Consider the following 20,221-nt stretch of genomic DNA (forward strand, 5'->3'; position numbering starts at 1 on the left):
CCGCTTACCGTTCTGCCCGAATGCCTTCTTCCGGGGGCTGATCACCGGGCCCCGGCCGAAACCCCCTGTCCGTCCGCGTAGCTGACCCTCTGTCGGGCAGGGTAACGGAATCGTGGTGCGCGAGTGCCGTATTGAGCCGACGCGCGATGTGCCGGATCAGGTGCTCCAGGTCGGCGCAGTACACCGAAGGATGACGGAAACCGCTGCCCTCCAGGTACCGGTGGGTGTAGTTGCCGCCGCCGCACACTCGTACCACCGGGCAGCCGCGGCAGGTGGCGCCGAGGCCGTCGGCGCCGAGTTGCCGGGCGACCACCCCGGGGTGGTCGAGCGCCTGGTCGAAGGTGTTGCGGAAGACGTCCAGGCCGGTCGCGGGGGCGTGCTCGTACGCGGTCTTGAGCGAGTCGACCTGCTCGATCGCGCCGTCGGTGTCCACCACCAGTGCCGCGCTCGGTGACAGGCCGACCGACTCGGTGCGGCTGGGCAGGCCGAGCAGCAGCGCGATGATCTCGGTGAACAGCCTTACCCGCGGCCCGGGTTCGCCGTCCCACCACAGGTCGAAGACGGTGGCCAGCCACGTCCCGTACGGCACGGCGCGGGCGTGGCGCGCGGCCCACGGCGGCCGGTGCGGTAACCCCGGTGGCGGCGCGGTCCAGTTGGCGTGCGGCAGCAGCAGGTCGAGGCTGGGCGGGCGCAGCGCGGCCAGCGAGTGGTAGACGAGCGCGGGGTCGGCGGACAGGTCGATGGTGCACAGCAGTCCGGCGTAGCCGTCCGGCCGGTCGGCGAGCAGCCGTGCGGCACGGGAGGCCGCGGGCCAGGAGGGCCGCCCGGCGTGGTCGGTGCGGCGGGCGTTGAGCGCGGCCGTGCCGCCGTCGAGGCTGAGCCCGACCCGGATCCCGGCGGCGGTCAGCCGGTCCAGCGTGTGGGCGGTGAGCAGGGTGCCGTTGGTCTGCACGGTGATGTGCGCGGTGCGGCCCGCGGGCAGCGCCGAGCGCACCGCCTCGGCGTATTCGAGCACCGTGCCGGGGCCGGTCATCAGGGGTTCGCCGCCGTGCAGGTCGACCCGGATCTCCCGCAGTCCGTGCCGCCGCACGTGCTCGGCGACACGCTGAGCGGTGCGGCGCATGGTGGCGCTCGGGGTGCGTGCCGGACGGTCCCGCCAACTGCGGTCGCGGCCCTGGTAGATGTAGCAGTAGTCGCAGGCCAGGTTGCACCGGCTGTGTACCTTGAGCACGAACTGCCGCAGGGGGACCGGTTGTCGGCCCGCCGCACGCAGTGCCGGGACGTCGAGTGCGGCGAGGGGCCAGGGGGCGAACGCTGATCCTTCGACCTCACTCATGAAGCGTGCATGGCCGCAAAGGAGTTGGCGCAAACATATTCGACCGGCGACTGACTGATTCCTCCCGCCCTGCGCCCGGTTTTCCCCGCTCCGCCGCCCCTTTCCCGCCCGCCGCGCCGACAGGGGCCGGAACCGGTCAGCGGTCGGGCGAGTCCTCGTGGTACGCGACGGCGTCCGCGGCGTGCCGTGCCCTGTCGCGCAGCCCGGCGAGCACCGCGCCCAGCACCGGATGGGCGGTGCGCTCCGCCAGTGCGTCCAGGTCGAGCCCGGCGTAGTCGGGCAGCGGCTCCTCGGCCGACAGCCATGGCCCCGCCTCGCGCGTACTGATCACTCCGGTTCCTCCAACGCCAGCATCCGCTCCCGGGTGGAGCGGGCCTGCGGTCCCCCGGCCGCCCCGGAACGCTGCCACAGCTCCCATGCGCAACGGTAGGCCTCCAGGGCCCTGGCCCGCCCGGCGGTGCGCTCCAGCACGGTGCCGCGCTGGTGGTACGCCTGGGCGGCGAGCAGCAGTTCGCCCGCGCGCAGCGCGCTGTCGGCCGCGCGGCGGAACGACTCGGCGGCCTGGTCCCGCTTCTCCGCCGCGCCGGGGCCCTCCGCGAGGTCCAGCAGTACCCCGCCGTGCTCCAGCCAGGCGCGGGCCGCCATCGCGTCCGTGCTCCCCGGGCTGGCGCCACGGGCGGCCCGGTCCAGTATCCACTCGGCCTCGTACAGGTCGGTCTGCGCGCCGCCCACCGCCCGCCGCTGCCGTAGCGCCCGGCCGAACACCAGGCGCCGCTCGGCGAGCAGCGGATGGCTCTCCGGGGTCTGGGCGAGCGCCTCGCGCAGCACCCGCACCGCGTCGGTGGCCACCGCCAGGCCACCGCCGCGCGCCGTCCACTCCGCCAGCACCCTGCCGCGCTCCACCAGCAGTTGGGCGCGGTCCGGGTCATCGGTGGGCAGCAGCCTCTGGGCGCGGGCGAACGCCCGGTCGGCGGCGGCCAGTTCGGCGGTGTCGGCGGTGTGCGCGTAGCGCGCGGCGTGGGCCCGGCCGAGCCGCCGCAGGCACTCCAGGGTCAACTCCGGCTGGTCCGGCAGGGCGTCGGCCACCGCGAGCGCCCGGCGCAGCTCGGCCAGCGCCTCCAAGGCGCCCGGGTCGGCGGCCGCGGCGGCCCGGGCGGCGGCCAACTCCAGCAGCACCTGGCAGGTTTGCGGTGACGGATCGGTGGCGGTCGCGGCGACCGCCTCGAAGTCGGCGACCGCGCGCAGCGCCAGCGAACGGGCCTCGTCGGCGGCCCCGCGCCGCGCGGCGTCCTCGGACAGCGCCAGCAGCAGTCCGCCCCTGGCCACCTGGGCCCGGTCCGGCAGCGGTTCGCGGTACGGCCAGGAGCCCAGCACCTCGTCCAGCCGCAGCGCGGCGCCGATCAGCAGATGGCGATCGCCGCCGAGGTCGTACCGCTCCTTGGCCACCTCCACCCCGCACAGTTGCGCCTCAAGCGCCGCGTGCGGCTCCCCGCGCAGCAGCCGGTGCGAGCGCTCCAGGCTGTCGGCCGCCTCGGCGAGCAACTCGGCCTTGCGTCCGGGCCGTTCGGCCTGTGCGGCCTGGGCCCGCAGCACGCGGCCGAGCACCAGATGGGCGCGGGCGGCGTCGGTGGCGAGCACTCCGCTGTCGACGGCGTACTCGGTGGCCAGCCGGGCGTTCTGCTCGGCGTCCACCAGCGTCCCGTCGTCCGGCCGGGTCTCCCACAGGCTCAGCAGGCACTCGGCGAGCAGTGTGCGCAGCGGTACGGTGCGGCGCGGCTGGCGGTCGTCGGCGGGCGCGGTGCGCAGCAGGCGGATGGCCTCCCACAGGTCGCGGATGGTGCCGTGGCGCTGGAAGCGGGCCAGCCGGTCCCGGGCGGTGTCCACCACGCGTCCCTGGTGGCCGATGAACACCCCGCCGGGCGGTGTGACGCTGGCCTGCGGGCCGGTCTGCGCGGGCTGGCCCGGGGCGGGCCCGACGCCGCCGGGCTGGAAGCGGCGCAGCACCTTGCGCGGCACCTCCGCGAACGGCTCCGGGACCGGCACGGTGCCGAACTCGCCGGAATCCGACGGTCCGGCGCCGCCGGAGAGATAACCCACCACCATCGCCGGGAAGTTGCGGGCCCGCCGCCCGAACACCCGCTCCACGTAGAGCGAGCAGTGCTTGAGCACCAGCGACGCCTCGCCGAGGCCGAGCCTGCGCAGCAGCACGTCCCGTACCCCGGGCACGAACTCGTACCACGGCCCGGTGCTCTCCCGCTCCGGCGCGTCGGTCTGCCGGGGCTCCTCCTCGTGTCGCAGCAGCAGGCCGCTGAGCAGCACCTCGGCCATCTCCACCGGGCCGGTCTGCGGCATCATCGCGCGCTGCACCAACTGCATCACCGGGTAGGCGAGCGGCGCCGCCGACAGGTAGACGGCCAGGTGCTGGGCCGCGGGGGAGGCGACCGCCTGGAACTCCTGGACCAGGTCCTCCGGGGTGCGTTCGGAGAACTGCCTTGGTACAGGGGCCACTTCGCGCCGGTCGTGCACCCAGGCGGCGGAGGCGTCCAGCGCGCAGGGGGCCGTTCCGGCGACCGCGCGGGCCCACGCGCCGAGCGCCGACTGGGTGGGCGACAGCACCGGCACGGCCAGCGCTCCGGGGGCGCGCGGCTGGGAGCGGCGGCGGCGCGGTACGAAGTCCAGCCGCCCGCCCGGGCCGCCGGGGCCGCGCAGCAGTCCGGGCTCGGCGGGCAACAGGGTGCGCGGCCACATCCGCTGCGGCAGCGGCTGGAGCACGGCGACCGGGCCGGTGCCCGCGAACCGGTGCAGCAGCCGCTGCGCCGCACCGCGCCGCCACAGCGCGCCGGAGCAGTCGCTGAGCAGCAGCGTGATGGTGCGCCCGGTCGGATCGCGCAACCGGTCGGCGGGGGCCAGTGGTTCACCGGGGTCGCGTCCCGCGCCGACGCCCGGCAGGCCGTCGGGGCGGGAGCGCAGGTACTGGACGCAGACGTCGCGGAAGGCGCCGACGTGTTCGCAGACCAGCCGCAGTTCCTGGAGCATCTGGTCCCACACCACCATGGACGGCGAGTCGTCCATGACCAGCAGCAGGCTGGCCTCCCTGCGCCGTACCTCCTCGAAGACCGGCATCAGCTGCCCGCTGCGGGCACTGGTCTCGGCGGTGGCCGTCTCGTCCAGTTCGCCGCACACCGGCTGGATCCGTGGCCGGTAGCGCTGTAGCGGCCGCAACGCGCGCTCCAGCGGCAGCAGCCCGGGGAAGGCGGCGGCGATCGGCACCCGGATCTGGGTGAACTCCTCCTGCGGCGACAGCCCGTCGGGACGTAGGGGACGCACCGGCTCCCGACGCTCGCCGTCATCCGGCCCGGCGGCCCCGGCGCTCTCGGGGCGCTCCCGCGGTGGGCGCGGCGGGTGGTCGGCGGACGGTGCGGTGGTTGTGGCCGGATCCCGACGGTCACCGTCCGCGGGGGGCCGCGGGTCGGTCCGGGCGCCCATCGCGCGGGCCAGCCAAAGGGCGTCGGCGAGCGCTTCGGCGTCCGGAGCGATCCCTGCGGCCCGCAGCCGGGCGATCAGCCGCGGGTAGGGGTCCGACCCGGTGGCCATCGGGGATCACCTCATCCGGTTGAGCGGCTGCATCAGTTCGTCGGCGAGCCGCTCCCGAGTGCCGAGGTCCTCGTCCTTGGCCTGCTGGGTGAGGTAGATGGCGTTCAGCAGCTGGTCGGCCGATCGCTGCTCGCCCGGCCTGCGGTCGAGGAACTGCCGGATGACGGGCGCGTGGTGCTCCGCCGCCTCCGGCCCGAAGTGCGCCCGCACCATCGCGGCGAGCCGCTCCTCGTCCGGAGTGCTCAGCCGCAGGTGGATGCAGCGGCGCAGCAGCGGCGCCGGGAAGTCCCGCTCCCCGTTGCTGGTCAGTACGACGAAGGGGAAGGCGCGGCAGCGTACCCGGCCGCCGCGCACGGTGACCCGGCCGCCGTCGTCGTCCTGTACCTCGACCTCGGGATGCCGGTCGGCGATGCGCTCCAGCTCCGGGATGGCGAACTCGCCTTCCTCCAGGGCGTTGAGCAGGTCGTTGGGCAGGTCGATGTCGCTCTTGTCGAGCTCGTCGACGAGCAGCACCCGGGGTTTGGCGGCGGGCAGCAAAGCGGTACCCAGCGGGCCGAGCCGGACGTAGCGGCCGATGCCGTCCGCGGCCGGCTCCTCGGCGTCCGGCAGCGGTGCGGTACGGGCGAGTTGCAGGTCCTGCAGCCGGGCCAGCGCGTCGTACTGGTACAGGCCGTCGCGCAGTACCGTCCGGCTGACGATGGGCCAGCGCAGCACCCGGCCCAGGCCCAGCTCATGGGCGACCGCGTGGGCCAGGGTGCTCTTGCCGCTGCCGGGCTCGCCGGTGACCAGCAGCGGCCTGCGCAAGTACAGTGCGGCGTTGATGAGTTCGAGCTCGGTGGGGCTCGGCCGGTACTGCTCGGCGAGGTCCTGCTGGAGTCCCAGCCGCCGGGTCGATGCGGTGTCGATCGGCGCGGGTGGGCTGACGAGCGGGTGGCCGTCGAAATTGCGCCACGGCGGCGGACCCGGCAACCGGTCGATGCCCTCGTGCGGGCGACCGGTTCCTCGGTAGATGAGCCACTCGTTCACTTCGCGCTCCTCTCTTTACGACACTACCCACCAACGCGGAGACCAACAGTGCTTTCCGGACGCGTACGGTGGCACGCCGTCAGCGGACCCCGACTCACCGTGCGCCCCCGAAGCCGGGCAGCGGGCTGTCCGCGTCGTCGTACAGCAGCACCAGGTGCTCCGCCCAGCGCTGCCCGGCGCCGGACCCGGGTATGTCCCGCAGGTCATGGCCGCGGGCCCGCAGCACCCTGATCGCCTCGGGGAGTTCGGCGGCGCCCGCGACGTGCGCCAGCAGTTGCTCGGCCTCGCGCCGGAAGACGCCGCACCGCGGCCCGCAGCCGTCCGGCGGATGCGGTTCGGCGCACCACAGCGCGATGCCGTGGCCCGCGTCCAGTACGTCGTACATGGTCTGCAGCGCCTCGCCGTCGCCCACCGGGCCGCACAGCACCGGCACCGACTCGACGGGGGCGTTGCGCAGCTTCTCGTAGCCGGGGCTGCGGTCCAGTACCGGCAGCGACAGCGGGGTCAGCCCGGTGCTGTGCGAGACGCCGCTCCACCGGCCCAGCCACTCGGCGGTGGGCGGTACCCGGTCCACGTCCCGGACCACCACCGGCCGGCGGGAGCCCATCGGCCGGGCCGGGCGGTGCCGTTGCTGCCGTCGGCCGGGCGTCCACAGGTGGGCGGCGGTGTCGAAGTGGTGGACGGGGAGGGCGAGTTCGACGGTGGCCGGGCGGCCGGTGCCGTCCGCCCGGTCGAGGGCCAGTGCCAGCGGCTCCTGGATCTGGGCCACCGCCTCCTCGAAGCCGACGCCGTCCCGCTCGTCGCACACCGTGGTGATCTGCCGGTCCCCGGGCGAGCGGACCACCTGGATCTCCCAGCGGAACCGGACCGGCCGGTCCTCCTCCCAGACCACCGGCGCCAGCGCGACCAGCACCGCGGCCTGCCCGGCGGTGGCCTGCGCGGTCATCGCCTCCACCAGCTCCATCAGCCGGTTGCGGTCCGGCGCGGGCAGCGAGATCGCCCGGCTCATGGCGAACTCCAGCAACTCCCGTGCGCCCGCCGGGTCCTGCGCCCGTACCTCCTCGGCGACCAGCACCAGATAGGTGACGAAGGCCAGCAGCTGCTTGCCGTCCTCCGGCTCGTACAGCAGGCCGTGGCCGTCCCGCCAGGCCACCGGCAGCGGATCGTGCACCGTGCCCGGCCCCAGCACCCGCTCCACCAGCCGCTGCACCACGCCCCCGCTGCGCGGCGGAGGCAGCTCGGCCAGCAGCCCCAGCGCCCTGGCCCGGTCGTACGGGGTCCACTCGCCTATCACATCGGAGAGTTGGCCCTGTACGTCGATCCAGGTGGCACGGGCCTGGCGGCGGGGCCGCTGCTGCCCGTAGTGCCAGCGGTCGTGGCCGCGCACCAGCTCCTGGTACGGATCGCGTTCCGGCGCCAACTCCGGTGCCAGCGGCCGGGAATCGGCGAGCGCGCGCAGCGCGGTGAGCAGTACCGCCTTGCCGCCGTCGCGGCTGCGGCGGCGGGCCTTGACCACGCCGACGACCCGGCCGTGCGCCAGGTCGACCACCAGGCTGCCGGAGACCCCGGCCGGGATCTCCGAGTCGGGGCCGAGCCGGAAGACGTCGATCCGGTCGTTGCCGGGAACGGTGCAGGTGCCGTCCCAGGGGTCGATGGTCTCCCCCGGCCTGCGCCAGCCGACGGCGGCCACCCGCCCGCTGACCGGGGGGATCGCCCGGTCGCTCAGCCAGGCGCAGCCGTGCTCCACGGGACTGGTCAGCCGGATCAGCGCGAGATCGGGGGCGAGTTCGTACTCGCGCTCGTCACCGAGTTCCCAGCCGGTCAGCTCCTCGGGGTCGGGCAGTGCGTACACCACCCGGCCGGGCAGCACGCGTTCGCCGACCCGTACGCCGATCTCGCCGTCCCCGGCCCACCTTCGGCGGCCCATCCGGCTGTCCCGGCGCACCAGCACGTGTGCGCAGGTCAGTACCCACTCGGGGGCGACCAGCAGGCCGCTGCCCCAGAACTCCGCCGTGTCGTCGGGCGCGGCCAGGATGGCGACGGCCACCTCGCGGGCCAGCTCGCGCAACCGGGCCTCGGCCTCGGCAGGGCGCAGTGCGGGGTTCATGGTGCGGGCGGGGTCGGCGGCATCGGGACGGTGCTGGGCATGCCGTCCAGCGCGGACCGGGGGTGCCGGGGCGGCTCGGGCTCCCGGCCGAGGCGGTCCCGCCAGGTCAGGGTGACGGTGAGGGCGGCCCGGGACTCGCCGTCGGCCAGCACGCTGACGATCGCGCCGGACTTGACCGCCAGTTCCACCCCGAACTCGACGCTGACCTCGTCGGGCGCGGCCCGCTCCGCCGCGTCCCGTACCGAGGCGGCGACGCCGGTGATCAGGCCGCGCAGGTGCTGGACCCGGGCGACGACCCCGTCGAGGGCGCCGACGTCCTCGTAGTCCCCGTACTCCTCGCCGTCCGCGAGGACGGGCGCGGACAGCCGGGCCCACACCTCGGTCCCGTCCGGCAGTTCGATGCGCTCGACCCGCTCCCCCATGGCCCCCTCCACTCTCCGGCGGGGCGACTGGCCCGCGCCGTGTGCGACGTGGTGGAAGATCAGGCTAGTCGCCGGACGGCTGTGAATTAAGGGGATGGCGCGAAAGCGACCCCGTCGGGGGCCGCGGGGGTGCGCATGCCCCCGGGCCTGCGGACGAAGGGGCGGCCGAGCGGTCTTAAGCTGGCCGAAAACGTCCCTGTTTCTGATCTGGAGCACCCCTTGTACTTCACGGACCGCGGCATCGAGGAGCTGGAGGACCGGCGCGGTGAGGAGGAGGTCACCTTCGAGTGGCTGGCCGAGCGACTGCGTGAGTTCGTCGACCTCAACCCCGAGTTCGAGGTCCCGGTCGAGCGGCTGGCGACCTGGCTGGCGCGCCTCGACGACGAGGAAGAGGAATAAAGACCTCCGGGCCTCCCTTGACTTCTCCAGTACGCGATATATCGTGTCTCGCAGAGGACGCGATATGTTGCGTGTACCCCAGCCTCGGGAGGCCCGGATGTCAGCCCATGCGTGGACCGTGGCGGAACCACAGAAGATCAGCTTCGACGGCCCCGTCACCGCCCTGCACGTCCGCATCGTCGGCGGGACGGTCAACGTGGTCGGGACGGACGAGGGTGCCGCCCGGCTGGAGGTCTCCGCGATCGAGGGACCACCGCTGATCGTCACCCATGACGGGGGCAGGCTCACCGTCGGCTACGAGGACGTGCCCTGGAAGGGACTGCTCGGCTGGCTCGACCGCAAGAGCTGGAAGCGGGAGGCCGTGGTCTCGCTCGCGGTCCCCGCGGACACCCGGGTGGAAGTGGGCACGGTCGGCGCCACGGCCGTGGTCTCCGGGGTCTGCGGCGACACCGCGGTGCACGGCGTCAGCGGCGACACCACCCTGGTCGGCCTCTCCGGCCCGGTGCAGGCCGACAGCGTCTCCGGCAACGTCGAGGCGCAGGCCCTCTCCGGCGACCTCAAGTTCAGCACCGTCTCCGGCGACCTGACCGTCATCGAGGGCACCGGCTCCAACGTCAAGGCCGACTCGGTGAGCGGCAACATGGTGCTCGACCTGGACCCCTCCGCGGGCGCCGCGGTCCAGCTCAACACCGTCTCCGGTGATCTCGCCATCCGCATCCCCGAGCCCGGGGACGCGGAGGTCGACGCCAACACCGCCAGCGGCGCGGTCTCGTGCGCGTTCGGCGAACTGCGGGTCACCGACCAGTGGGGCGCCAAGCGGATCACCGGCCGGATCGGGCACGGCGCCGCCCGGCTCAAGGCCACCACGGTCTCCGGCGCCATCGCGCTGCTGCGCAGGCCGCCGCTGGAACCGGCGGAACCGGTGGACGCCCCGTCACTGCGGAAGGACGTCTGAGATGCCCCCCGTCTTCGCACACGGCCGCCTGCGGCTCTACCTGCTCAAGCTGCTGGACGAGTCGCCGCGGCACGGCTACGAGGTGATCCGGCTGCTGGAGGAGCGCTTCCAGGGCCTGTACGCCCCCTCGGCCGGAACCGTCTATCCCCGGCTGGCCAAGCTGGAGAAGGAGGGCCTGGTCACCCACACCACCGAGGGCGGCCGCAAGGTCTACTCACTGACCGACAGCGGGCGGGCGGAACTGGCCGGCCGGCAGGGCGAGTTGGCCGACCTCGAGCAGGAGATCCGGGACTCGGTCTCCGAACTGGCCGCCGAGATCCGCGAGGACGTCCGCGGCTCTGCCAGCGATCTGCGCCGCGAGGTCCGCGAGGCCGCCCAGCAGGCCCGCAGCAACGGGCGGGACGGTGGCCGCGAGGAGTACCGCCGGATGAAGGAGGAGAGCCGCCGGGCCAAGGAGGAGGCGCGCACCGCCCGCCAACAGGCCAGGGAGGCACAGGCGTTCGCCCGCGAGGAGGTGCAGCGGATCGTCCGCAGAGTGCAGGACGAGGTGCGCGAGCACGCCCGGCAGGGCGACTGGCAGAGCGCGATGAAGGAGGGCCTGGCCCAGTTCAGCCGCGAGATGAGCAGCTTCGGCAGGTCCCCGGAGGACGCCCCGCGCGGTCCGTGGGAAAGCGCCACCGCGTCGCAGACCCCGACGGAGGACATCCCGGACGCCTCCCGGCCGTCGCACGTCAGGGCGGAGTCTCCGCGGGAGACCGCGCCCGAGTGGGCGGCGGAGGACGACACGGCCTCCACCAACCCGGCCCGTGACCTGGAACGCCTGCTGGACCGCTTCCGCGACGACATCCGCGACGCCGCCCGTGACCACGGGGTCACCGCGGCCCAGCTACGGGACGTGCGCCGCCACCTGGCCGGCGCCGCGGCCCACATCGGAGCGGTACTGCGGCGGTGAGGCGGGAGGTGCCTGGCGGGCTTCCCCCGAAGAACTCCTCAGACCGTCAGCACGACCTTGCCGAACAGGTCGCCGGAGGCCATCTTGGCCAGGCCCTCCCGGGCCTGGTCGAGCGGCAGTACGGAATCGATCACCGGCCGCACCGAGCTGGCGGCGCAGAAGTCGAGCAGGCCGGCCAGCTCCTCCTTGGTGCCCATCGTGGAGCCCACGACCTTCAGTTCGAGGAAGAAGATCCGGTTAAGCTCCCCCGCCTTGGGGGTGTTGCCGCTGGTCGCGCCGGAGATCACCAACGTACCGCCGGGCCGCAGCGACCTGACCGAGTGCGACCAGGTGGCCGCCCCGACCGTCTCGATCACCGCGTCCACCCGGTGCGGCAGCCGCGCCCCCGGTTCGAAGGCCTCCTCGGCGCCCAACTCGACGGCGCGCGCCCGCTTCACCGCGTCCCGGCTGGTGGCGAAGATCCGCAGCCCCGCCGCCTTGCCCAGGACGATCGCGGCGGTGGCCACGCCGCCCCCCGCCCCCTGCACCAGCACCGAATCACCGGGCCGCACGTTCGCGTTGGTGAACAGCATCCGGTACGCGGTGAGCCACGCGGTGGGCAGACAGGCCGCCTGCTCGAAGGTGAGTTCCCTGGGCTTGGGCAGTACGTTCCACGCCGGTACCGCCACCCGCTCGGCGAAGGTGCCCTGGTAGCGCTCGGTGAGGATGGAGCGCGGCTCACGCGGGCCGACCCCGTGCCCCGACTGCCCGATCACCGAGTGCACGACGACCTCGTTGCCGTCCGCGTCCACCCCGGCCGCGTCGCAGCCCAGGATCATCGGCAGACTCTCCTCGGTCAGCCCGACGCCCTGCAGCGACCACAGGTCGTGGTGGTTGATCGAGGCTGCTCTGACGTCCACGACCGTCCAGCCCGGCCGCGCGTCCGGTTCGGGACGCTCCCCCAACTCCAGCCCGCTGAGCGGCTGGTCACGGTCGAAACGAGTGGCATAGGCGGCGAACATGGTCATGAAGCTAATCCCACGGGCGTTTGCCCACCAGTCCCCGCTCCGTGAAGCGACGCACATCACCCGGACCGGTACCGCCCGAAGCGTTCGGCGAGACCCTCATGCCCGGTGTGATCCGTGCTGCTCGCCAACCGGGCGCCGCCCATTCGCGAGCCGGGTGTGTCAAAATCGGAAAACGGGCGATCCCCGTTGCCCCATCGGGCCGGAACACCAGGGCCGGACCGCGATGGGCACCGCTGTACGAGTCGTACATCCCCGCGCTCCACTTCCCGACATTCGGGCAACAGCCGCAATTAACCGGCCGTTCGGGACGCGGCAGGGAGAATTTATGGACTCGTCAGTAGAAACAGTTATCCGGTAGAACGGATCATTCCACCCCTCACCCGGGGTCCAGTGCGTGAGTGCGACGCGCACGGCGGCCGTACGCCTCCCACCGCGGAGACGACGGACGCCGCCCCGCCCTCCCCGAACCGGGGGGAGTACCCTCAACAAGCATTTCGACAAAGGGGTCAATTGTGGCAGCGGAGATCATCAACCCTCGTAGCGACGCCGATCAGAGCGAACTGATCGATCCGGCGTTCGCATTGCACCGCGGCGGAAAGATGGAGATCAGCGCGACGGTGCCGGTGCGCGACCGCGACGACTTGTCGCTCGCCTACACGCCGGGGGTCGCCAAGGTCTGCACCGCGATCGCGGAACAGCCCGAACTCGTCCACGACTACACCTGGAAGTCCCAGGTGGTGGCGGTGGTCACGGACGGTACGGCGGTGCTGGGTCTCGGTGACATCGGTCCGGAGGCGTCGCTGCCGGTGATGGAGGGCAAGGCCATCTTGTTCAAGCAGTTCGGCGGGGTGGACGCGGTGCCGATCGCGCTCGACACCACGGACACGGACGAGATCGTGGACACGGTGGTCCGGCTGGCGCCCTCGTTCGGCGGGGTCAACCTGGAGGACATCTCCGCGCCGCGCTGCTTCGAGATCGAGCGCAGGCTCCAGGAGCGGCTGGACATCCCGGTGTTCCACGACGACCAGCACGGCACGGCGGTGGTCACGCTCGCCGCGCTGCGCAACGCGACCGTGCTGACCGGACGTTCGCTGGGCGAGCTGCGGGCGGTGATCTCCGGGGCGGGCGCCGCCGGGGTGGCGATCGCCAAGATCCTGGTGGAGGCGGGCATCGGCGATGTCGCGGTCACCGACCGCAGGGGCGTGGTGCACAGCGGCCGCACCGATCTGACCGACGTCAAGCGGGAGTTGGCTGGTTTCACCAACAAGGCGGGCATCACGGGCGGTTTGGAGGACGCGCTGTCCGGTGCCGACGTGTTCATCGGCGTCTCCGGCGGCACGGTGCCGGAGGCGGCGGTCGCCACCATGGCCAAGGGCGCGTACGTCTTCGCGATGGCCAACCCGAACCCGGAGATCCACCCGGACGTCGCGCACAAGTACGCGTCGGTGGTCGCCACCGGGCGCAGCGACTACCCGAACCAGATCAACAACGTGCTGGCCTTCCCCGGCATCTTCGCGGGCGCCCTCCAGGTCCGGGCCTCGCGGATCACCGAGGGCATGAAGATCGCCGCCGCCGAGGCGCTGGCCGCGGTCGTCCACGACGAGTTGAGCGCGGACTGCGTCATCCCGTCTCCCTTCGACCCCCGTGTGGCTCCGGCGGTCACCAAGGCGGTCGCCGCAGCGGCCCGCGCGGAGGGCGTCGCCCGCCGGTAGAGGGGATCTTGGGGGCAGGCTCCCCAACTCCCTGAAACGCAGGACCACATGGCGGCTTGGGGGACTACCCCCAAGCCGCCAGGCGCATCGGCGACCTACCCCCAGCCAGATCCGGCGCGCCGACGAGCACCCCGCAGCGTGGCCCGGCCGGTACCGGACGGACCGCCGTCCGGTACCGGCGAAGCGGCCCTACTTGAGGCCCAGGACCACCGCGTCCGGCACCGAGCGCCACACCGCCCGCGCCTCGCTGAAGCCCGCGTCCCGCAGGGTCCGGGCGTGCCACTCGACGGGATGCGGCTCACCGTCCGCGTGGTCACCGAAGATCTCGTACCGCCGGGCCACCGCGTCCGCCAACTGGTCGTCGGCGGCGGCCAGTTGCCACCACTCCCGCCAGTCCGGCACCCCGCTCGCCGCCCGCTCGCGCTCCATTCGCGCGTGCCGCAGCGCCTGTTCGGCCGCGTTGATCCGCGGAGTGGCCGGATCCGGCATGTGGTCGGCGTTCATGAACACCCCGCCGTCCTTGAGCACGCCCGCGATCTGCCCGTACACCCGGGCCAGCGGCTCGGTCTGCAGCCAGTGCAGCGCGGTGGCGGTGAGCACCGCGTCGTACTCGCGGTGCGGCAGCTTCCGCGTCCAGTCGGGGTCACGCAGATCGGCGGTGACGAACTGGATCCGCGGCTCGTCCGCGAAGTGCCCCCGCGCGATGGTGAGCAGCGCCGGGTCGAGGTCGAGCGCGGTCGAGCGCGCCTCGGGCAGCCGCTTGAGCAGCCGGTCGGAGATGCTGCCGGTGCCGCAGGCCAGGTCCAGCACGACCGGCGCCGGACCGGCCACCGCCTCCACGAGGTCGAGCATCACCCGGAACCGCTCCTCGCGGTCCGGCAGGTACCACTCCTGCTGGCGGTCCCAGCTGTGCTGCCATGCTTGCCAGTCGGCGGGAACGATGCTTGTTTCCGTCATCACGGCCACCCCTGCTCGTAATACCCTGGTAGCGGTTGCGCCCATTACAGCGTCGCCGCAAGCCCGACCCTAGACCGCACTGAGTAAGGACCACAAGTGGAGCTGGCTTATTACTCGGACTATGCCGTGCGGCTCGTGAACACCGAGCGCCCGGACCACGGCGAGGACGCCCTCTCCTCGGTCGAGGCGGTGCGCGAACTCTTCGGCCCCAACCGCCAGGCCGCCCGCCGGGCGGGCGACGCCGACGTGACCCGGCTGCGCGCGGTACGCACCAGGCTGCGCGCGGTCTTCGAGGCCGCCGCCGAGGGCGACGAGGTGCGGGCCGTGGACCTGCTCAACGCGCTGATGCTGGAGTACCCGGTCAGCCCGCAGATCTCCGGCCACGGCGACCTGGACGACCAGGGCCGCCCGCAGTGGCACATGCACCTGGCCGACCACGCCAACAACGCCACGGCCGCCTACACCGCGCCCGCCTGCATGGGCCTGGCCTTCCAGCTCACCGCACTCGGCGCGGACCGGCTGGGCGTCTGCCAGGCCGCCTCGTGCCGCAACGCCTACATCGACACCTCGACCAACCGCTCGCGCCGCTACTGCTCCGACCGCTGCGCGACCCGGGCCAACGTGGCCGCGTACCGCGCCCGCAAACGGCAGGTGCAGCGGCAGAACGCGCAGGGCTGAGCGGCCCGGCGACCGCTAACGCGCCCGCGTACGGCGGGAGACCGACCGGTCGGACCACACCGGCCGCAGCGCGCCGACCGCCCAGGAGACCGCTGCCACGGGAGTCCGCCGCAGCCCGCGCGGCGGCCGGAACCGCCCCAGCACCCGGGCGAGCAGCAGATCGTCGGGGACCGTCCCGAACATCCGGCTGTCCGACTCGGCGAACGGGTTGTCCCCCAGCACCCACCAGCCGGCGTCCCGCCGCTCCACCGCCCGTTTGACGATCAGCAGGTCCTGCTGCAACGGATGCCGCAGCACCACCACGTCGCCGGCACGCACCGCCGCCCCGTAGCGGACGAGCAACTGGTCCCCGTGGTGCAGCGTCGGCACCATCGAAGGCCCCGTCACCTCTGCGAGTCCGAACGGCAGCCTTGCCCCCTGCTGGCGCATGCCGAGCCTCCTGTCAGATCCTCCACCGGGTCCAGGGTGACACCAGACTTTTGTCCTAAGCACCAGGGGGCACCCGGTAAATGGGACTCCTCAGGGAGTAATGTCCCATCTGCAAAGACGATCACAAGGAAGGACAGCCATGTTCTCTCGCCTGTTCGCGCCGAAGGTCAAGGTCAGCGCCCACTGCGACCTGCCCTGCGGCGTCTACGACCCGGCCCAGGCCCGTATCGAGGCCGAGTCCGTCAAGGCCGTCCAGGAGAAGTACCAGGCCAACGAGGACGCGGACTTCCGCACCCGTGCCCTGATCATCAAGGAGCAGCGCGCCGAGCTGGCCAAGCACCACGTCTCGGTGCTGTGGAGCGACTACTTCAAGGCCCCGCACTTCGAGAAGTACCCGCAGCTGCACCAGCTGGTGAACGACACCCTCAAGGCCCTGAGCGCGGCCAAGGCGTCCAACGACCCGAAGACCGGCGAGAAGGCCCTTGAGCTGATCGCCGAGATCGACAGGATCTTCTGGGAGACCAAGAAGGCCTGACCTTCGCTCAGCTTTCTTCGGCCCTCCAAGGCAGAAGCCGGATCTGCGAGGACACCACCTTCACAGATCACCAGCCGCCCCCGGTCCACCACGGACCTGGGGCGGTCGGCTTTCGCCGTGCGGAAAGATCCGCCGGATTCGGCGAGAATGGCCGGGTGACCGCACCTGCCTGCCTTGACGCGCTTGAGCCGCGGCTGCCTTCGCCGCTTGTGGGCGTCGTGGACGAGCGGCTGGCGCGGTGGGGGGTCGAGTTGCTGCTGAAGCGGGATGACCTGATACATCCCCGGATTCCGGGCAACAAGTACCGCAAGCTGCGGCTCAACGTACAGGCGGCCATTGACGGCGGACACCGTACGTTGCTCACCTTCGGCGGGGCGTACTCGAACCATCTGCGGGCCACCGCCGCCGCCGGACGGTTGCTGGGGTTCCACACCGTGGGCGTGGTGCGGGGCGCGGAGCTGGCCGACCGGCCGTTGAATCCGTCGCTGGCGCGGGCCGCCGAGGACGGGATGCGGCTGCACTTCATCGACCGCGCGACGTACCGGCGCAAGACCGAGCCCGATGTGGTCGCCGGCCTGGAGCGCCGGTTCGGCCGCTTCTACCTGGTCCCGGAAGGCGGCAGCAACGCGGCCGCCGCCACCGGATGCGCCGACCTCGGCCGTGAGCTGCGCGGTGTAGCGGACGTGGTCACCGTCGCCTGCGGCACCGGGGGCACGCTGGCCGGGCTGGCCGCCGGGCTCGACCACGGCACCCAGCGGGCGGTCGGTTTCCCGGTGCTCAAGGGCGGCGGATTCCTCGACGGCGAAATCCAGCGGCTGCAACAGGCCGCTTTCGGTGGGCGGCGCGGCGACTGGCGGCTCGACACGCGTTTCCACTGCGGCGGATACGCCCGTATCACGCCCGAACTACGGGAATTCGCCGACGAGTTCGCCGAACGGCACGGGCTGAATCCCGACCTCACGTATGTGGCGAAAATGCTCTACGGGACGTACGCACTCGCCGCGGAGGGCGCTTTCGCTCCCGGCACGAGGGTGGCGGCGGTCATCACCGGCTGACCCCGCTCCCGGAATACCGGCGGAATCGGTTTCGGTGGGATCGGTCCTCCCTTCCGGGTCCGGATGTCTGACCGTCCGGTTAGCCTGGGGGGCATGATTCGAGCCGCGACCACCGCCGACATCCCGGCGATCCACGCCATGATCCGCGAACTGGCGGATTACGAGCGGTCGCTGGAGGACGCGCGGGCCACCCCGGAGCAGCTGCGCGACGCGCTGTTCGGGGCGCATCCGGCCGCCTTCGCGCTGATCGCGGAGGAAGCGTCCGTCGAGGGTGGGCCGCGGGCCGTCGGTTTCGCGCTGTGGTTCCGCAACTACTCGACATGGACCGGCACCCACGGCGTATACCTGGAGGACCTGTACGTACGCCCCGAGGCGCGCGGCGGCGGGCACGGCAAGGCGCTACTGGCCGAACTGGCCCGGATCTGCGTGGAGCGGGGATACGAGCGCTTCGAGTGGTCGGTGCTGGACTGGAACGAGCCGTCGATCGGCTTCTACAAGTCGCTGGGCGCGGTGGCCATGGAAGAGTGGACGGTTCACCGGTTGACCGGCGGACCACTGCGCGCTCTGGCCTCAAGCGCCACTGTGGCCTCTGTGGCCTCGCCAAACCCCAATCGCGCGATACCGCTTTCGAATTGAGACCGCAGACCCCTAGCCACTGTCCGTACTCATAGGCTTACCATGAGTGACAACCGGGAGGTGCTGAAAGTGAGCCCCTCTATGGGGACAGGCGTGCTTGGTCCGGGCGACACCGGGGCACAGATCGCGATACCGTCCCTGGACGGTGCGCAACGAGTTCCGTTACTCGGAGTGTACGGACCGCTTACCAGTCGTACCACCGCCACGCGCGGCGGAACGGCAGCCATCAAGCTCAACCACCGTGTGCCACCTTGGAGGTGAGGGTGTCCCAGATCGCAGGCGAGCCCGGGTCGAAGGACTTCGTGGAGGTCCGGCTGCCCGCGGCGGGGGCCTACCTCTCGGTACTGCGAACGGCGACCGCCGGACTCGCAGCCCGCTTGGACTTCACCCTCGACGAGATCGAAGACCTGCGCATCGCCGTGGACGAGGCGTGCGCCATCCTGCTGCAGCAGGCCGTCCCCGGCAGCGTGCTCTCATGCGTGTTCCGGCTGGTCGAGGACGCGCTGTGGGTGACCGTGTCGGCGCCCACCACCGACGGCCGCGCCCCGGAGCGCGACACCTTCGCCTGGACGGTGCTCTCCGCACTCGCCGGTGAGGTGGACTCCAGCGTGGCCGAGGACAACACGGTCAGCATCAGCCTGCACAAGAAGCGCGGCGCCGGCCCTGGACAGTCGTGAGGTTCCCAGATGCAGGAAGTCCTCTGGTTTCCCAGGAGCCCTGGCGACCGCGCACACCGCGGCGGCCGTAGGTCCGGCCCTGCGCGTGACCAGCGTGTCCCGGTACGCGTGCCGGGCGATTACGGTTCAACCGTGAACGGAACGGGGGATCGCCATGAGCACTGAACCTCCTCGGGAACTGACCCCGGAACGCGCCACCGAGCTGCCCGAGCAGGCGGGACGCCGCATCGGTACCGGCGGGCGCGGCCTCGCCGTGCCCGCCCAGCCCACTCCCGCGGCCCGGCGGCAGCACGCGCGGCACCACCCCGTGCCGCGCACCGACGGAACGGACGCGGTGGAGCAGGCGGAGCCCATGGACCAGGTCGAGCGGCAGGACTCCGACGGCGCGCACGAGCCGGAGGGCCCGCAGGACCGGTCCGGGGCGCGGGCGCTGTTCGTGGAGCTGAGCAGGCTGCCGGAGGGCTCACCGGAGCGGGAGGCGCTGCGCAACCGGCTGGTGCAGATGCACCTTCCGCTGGTCGAGCACCTGGCCCGGCGGTTCCGCAACCGCGGTGAGCCGCTGGACGACCTGACACAGGTCGCCACCATCGGCCTGATCAAGTCGGTGAACCGCTTCGACCCGGATCGCGGGGTGGAGTTCTCCACCTACGCGACGCCCACGGTGGTCGGCGAGATCAAGCGGCACTTCCGGGACAAGGGCTGGGCGGTCCGCGTGCCGCGCAGGCTCCAGGAGCTGCGGCTGGCGCTGACCACCGCCACCGGGGAGCTGTCACAGGAGCACGGCCGGGCGCCGACGGTGCACGAGCTGGCCGAGCATCTGAAGATCTCCGAGGAGGAGGTCCTGGAGGGCCTGGAGTCGGCCAACGCCTACAGCACGCTCTCGCTGGACGTGCCGGACACCGACGACGAGTCCCCGGCGGTCGCCGACACCCTCGGCGCGGAGGACGACGCGCTGGAGGGCGTGGAGTACCGGGAGTCCCTCAAACCGCTGCTGGAGCAGTTGCCGCCGCGGGAGAAGAAGATCCTGCTGCTGCGGTTCTTCGGCAACATGACCCAGTCGCAGATCGCCCAGGAGGTCGGCATCTCCCAGATGCACGTCTCCCGGCTGCTGGCCCGTACCCTCGCCCAGCTCCGCGACAGGCTGCTGGTCGAGGAGTGAGCCCCGGGGGTCGGGAGCCCCGCCCCCCGCAACCACGGGTCGGGAGCCCGCCCCGGAGGACTACTCCGCGGCGCTCTGGTCCGCGCCGAGCGCGGCGGTAGCCGCGGGGTGTACGAGCAGTACGAGTTCGGCCAGCGCCACCGCGCCGATCGCCACGGCGGCGGCCAGCAGAGCGCCGCCGTTCTGCCCCATCGTCCAGGCGATCGGCAGCGCGATCAGCTGGATGATCAGCGCGGGCCCGCGGCTCCACCGCCGGGTCCGTCGCAGCCCGTACGCGGCGGTGAGCGGCAGTATGGCCATGGCGAGCACGGTGAGCCCGCCCATCACGGCGGTCTGGGTACTGGCGTGGCGGCCGACGAACCCCGTCGCCATCAGATAGACCCCGCCCGCGGCCAGCGCCACGCCTTCCAGCCCGGCGAGCGCCGCGGCGGCGGTCAGCCGTGGAACGCGGGGGGCGGCGGGTGCGGTCTCCGGGGCGGTTTCATGCTTCCGACTCACCCCAGCAGGGTAGCCCGCGCCCCGGACGCGCCCTTCGCACCGTCCGACCCACGATGTCCGGGGTCCGGCAAGATCCGCCGGAGGGCC

Annotated in this window: 20 protein-coding genes; 10 read left to right on the forward strand and 10 right to left on the reverse strand. The window is 72.6% G+C overall.

Annotated features, from left to right (window positions below; all coding sequences use genetic code 11):
• Window positions 1-4: 4 nt before the first annotated feature.
• The 6 genes from P3G67_RS09330 to P3G67_RS09355 all read right to left on the reverse strand — a co-directional run bounded on the left by P3G67_RS09330 (window position 5) and on the right by P3G67_RS09355 (window position 8,485).
• Window positions 5-1,336 carry an FxsB family cyclophane-forming radical SAM/SPASM peptide maturase gene (locus tag P3G67_RS09330; RefSeq protein ID WP_276093003.1) on the reverse strand — a complete coding sequence of 444 codons (1,332 nt, stop codon included), beginning with the start codon at window positions 1,334-1,336 and terminating at the stop codon, window positions 5-7.
• Window positions 1,337-1,472: 136 nt separating this feature from the next.
• Window positions 1,473-1,667: a YxD-tail cyclophane-containing RiPP peptide gene (locus tag P3G67_RS09335; protein WP_276093004.1), complete on the reverse strand. Its 195-nt coding sequence runs from the start codon at window positions 1,665-1,667 to the stop codon at window positions 1,473-1,475.
• Complete coding sequence (locus P3G67_RS09340) at window positions 1,664-4,930, reverse strand: SAV_2336 N-terminal domain-related protein (protein ID WP_276093005.1); 3,267 nt, start codon at window positions 4,928-4,930, stop codon at window positions 1,664-1,666. The genes P3G67_RS09335 and P3G67_RS09340 overlap by 4 nt, the downstream gene beginning before the upstream one ends.
• A 6-nt stretch (window positions 4,931-4,936) precedes the next feature.
• Window positions 4,937-5,956 carry an AAA family ATPase gene (locus tag P3G67_RS09345; RefSeq protein ID WP_269853242.1) on the reverse strand — a complete coding sequence of 340 codons (1,020 nt, stop codon included), beginning with the start codon at window positions 5,954-5,956 and terminating at the stop codon, window positions 4,937-4,939.
• Between the two features lie 94 nt (window positions 5,957-6,050).
• A complete protein-coding gene (locus tag P3G67_RS09350) occupies window positions 6,051-8,063 on the reverse strand; it encodes a VMAP-C domain-containing protein (protein ID WP_276093006.1) in 2,013 nt (670 codons plus the stop codon).
• Window positions 8,060-8,485 (reverse strand): CU044_2847 family protein, encoded by a 426-nt coding sequence (locus tag P3G67_RS09355; protein ID WP_269853244.1) that lies wholly within the window; start codon window positions 8,483-8,485, stop codon window positions 8,060-8,062. The genes P3G67_RS09350 and P3G67_RS09355 overlap by 4 nt, the downstream gene beginning before the upstream one ends.
• 219 nt (window positions 8,486-8,704) lie before the next feature.
• Here P3G67_RS09355 and P3G67_RS09360 point away from each other — a divergent pair, with 219 nt between their 5' ends.
• From P3G67_RS09360 to P3G67_RS09370, 3 genes are all read left to right on the forward strand, one after another.
• Window positions 8,705-8,884, forward strand: a complete 180-nt coding sequence (locus P3G67_RS09360; RefSeq protein WP_269853245.1) for a DUF6104 family protein — start codon at window positions 8,705-8,707, stop codon at window positions 8,882-8,884.
• A 97-nt stretch (window positions 8,885-8,981) separates the two neighbouring features.
• Window positions 8,982-9,839 carry a DUF4097 family beta strand repeat-containing protein gene (locus P3G67_RS09365; protein ID WP_276093007.1) on the forward strand — a complete coding sequence of 286 codons (858 nt, stop codon included), beginning with the start codon at window positions 8,982-8,984 and terminating at the stop codon, window positions 9,837-9,839.
• 1 nt (window position 9,840) lies between these two features.
• Window positions 9,841-10,791, forward strand: a complete 951-nt coding sequence (locus P3G67_RS09370; RefSeq protein WP_276093008.1) for a PadR family transcriptional regulator — start codon at window positions 9,841-9,843, stop codon at window positions 10,789-10,791.
• 38 nt (window positions 10,792-10,829) lie between these two features.
• Here P3G67_RS09370 and P3G67_RS09375 read toward each other — a convergent pair whose 3' ends face one another.
• Window positions 10,830-11,792, reverse strand: coding sequence for a zinc-binding dehydrogenase (locus P3G67_RS09375; protein ID WP_269853881.1), 963 nt, complete (start codon window positions 11,790-11,792; stop codon window positions 10,830-10,832).
• A 518-nt stretch (window positions 11,793-12,310) separates the two neighbouring features.
• Here P3G67_RS09375 and P3G67_RS09380 point away from each other — a divergent pair.
• Window positions 12,311-13,510, forward strand: a complete 1,200-nt coding sequence (locus tag P3G67_RS09380) for an NAD(P)-dependent malic enzyme (RefSeq protein WP_276093009.1) — start codon at window positions 12,311-12,313, stop codon at window positions 13,508-13,510.
• Window positions 13,511-13,699: 189 nt separating this feature from the next.
• On the opposite strand, the gene P3G67_RS09385 is transcribed toward P3G67_RS09380, so the two are convergent.
• Window positions 13,700-14,467, reverse strand: coding sequence for a class I SAM-dependent methyltransferase (locus P3G67_RS09385; RefSeq protein ID WP_276093010.1), 768 nt, complete (start codon window positions 14,465-14,467; stop codon window positions 13,700-13,702).
• A gap of 96 nt (window positions 14,468-14,563) precedes the next feature.
• Between P3G67_RS09385 and P3G67_RS09390 the strand changes: the two genes are divergently transcribed.
• Window positions 14,564-15,145, forward strand: coding sequence for a CGNR zinc finger domain-containing protein (locus tag P3G67_RS09390; RefSeq protein ID WP_276093011.1), 582 nt, complete (start codon window positions 14,564-14,566; stop codon window positions 15,143-15,145).
• Between the two features lie 15 nt (window positions 15,146-15,160).
• On the opposite strand, the gene sodX is transcribed toward P3G67_RS09390, so the two are convergent.
• Window positions 15,161-15,574: a nickel-type superoxide dismutase maturation protease gene (gene sodX / locus P3G67_RS09395; protein ID WP_269853251.1), complete on the reverse strand. Its 414-nt coding sequence runs from the start codon at window positions 15,572-15,574 to the stop codon at window positions 15,161-15,163.
• Window positions 15,575-15,713: 139 nt separating this feature from the next.
• Between sodX and sodN the strand changes: the two genes are divergently transcribed.
• The 5 genes from sodN (at window position 15,714) to P3G67_RS09420 (ending at window position 19,636) form a co-directional block, all read left to right on the forward strand.
• On the forward strand, window positions 15,714-16,109 hold the full coding sequence (gene sodN, locus P3G67_RS09400; RefSeq protein WP_276093012.1) for a superoxide dismutase, Ni: 396 nt from the start codon (window positions 15,714-15,716) through the stop codon (window positions 16,107-16,109).
• Between the two features lie 155 nt (window positions 16,110-16,264).
• Window positions 16,265-17,164 carry a 1-aminocyclopropane-1-carboxylate deaminase/D-cysteine desulfhydrase gene (locus tag P3G67_RS09405; RefSeq protein WP_276093013.1) on the forward strand — a complete coding sequence of 300 codons (900 nt, stop codon included), beginning with the start codon at window positions 16,265-16,267 and terminating at the stop codon, window positions 17,162-17,164.
• A gap of 93 nt (window positions 17,165-17,257) precedes the next feature.
• Window positions 17,258-17,800: a GNAT family N-acetyltransferase gene (locus tag P3G67_RS09410; RefSeq protein ID WP_276093014.1), complete on the forward strand. Its 543-nt coding sequence runs from the start codon at window positions 17,258-17,260 to the stop codon at window positions 17,798-17,800.
• Window positions 17,801-18,063: 263 nt separating this feature from the next.
• Window positions 18,064-18,477 carry an anti-sigma regulatory factor gene (locus P3G67_RS09415; protein ID WP_255919192.1) on the forward strand — a complete coding sequence of 138 codons (414 nt, stop codon included), beginning with the start codon at window positions 18,064-18,066 and terminating at the stop codon, window positions 18,475-18,477.
• Window positions 18,478-18,631: 154 nt separating this feature from the next.
• Window positions 18,632-19,636 (forward strand): RNA polymerase sigma factor SigF, encoded by a 1,005-nt coding sequence (locus tag P3G67_RS09420; RefSeq protein ID WP_269853255.1) that lies wholly within the window; start codon window positions 18,632-18,634, stop codon window positions 19,634-19,636.
• Window positions 19,637-19,696: 60 nt separating this feature from the next.
• Here P3G67_RS09420 and P3G67_RS09425 read toward each other — a convergent pair whose 3' ends face one another.
• On the reverse strand, window positions 19,697-20,134 hold the full coding sequence (locus tag P3G67_RS09425) for a hypothetical protein (RefSeq protein ID WP_276093015.1): 438 nt from the start codon (window positions 20,132-20,134) through the stop codon (window positions 19,697-19,699).
• Window positions 20,135-20,221: the final 87 nt, after the last annotated feature.

It is taken from the genome of Streptomyces silvisoli, assembly GCF_029269905.1.
In the GTDB taxonomy this organism is placed as follows: domain Bacteria; phylum Actinomycetota; class Actinomycetes; order Streptomycetales; family Streptomycetaceae; genus Streptantibioticus_A; species Streptantibioticus_A silvisoli_A.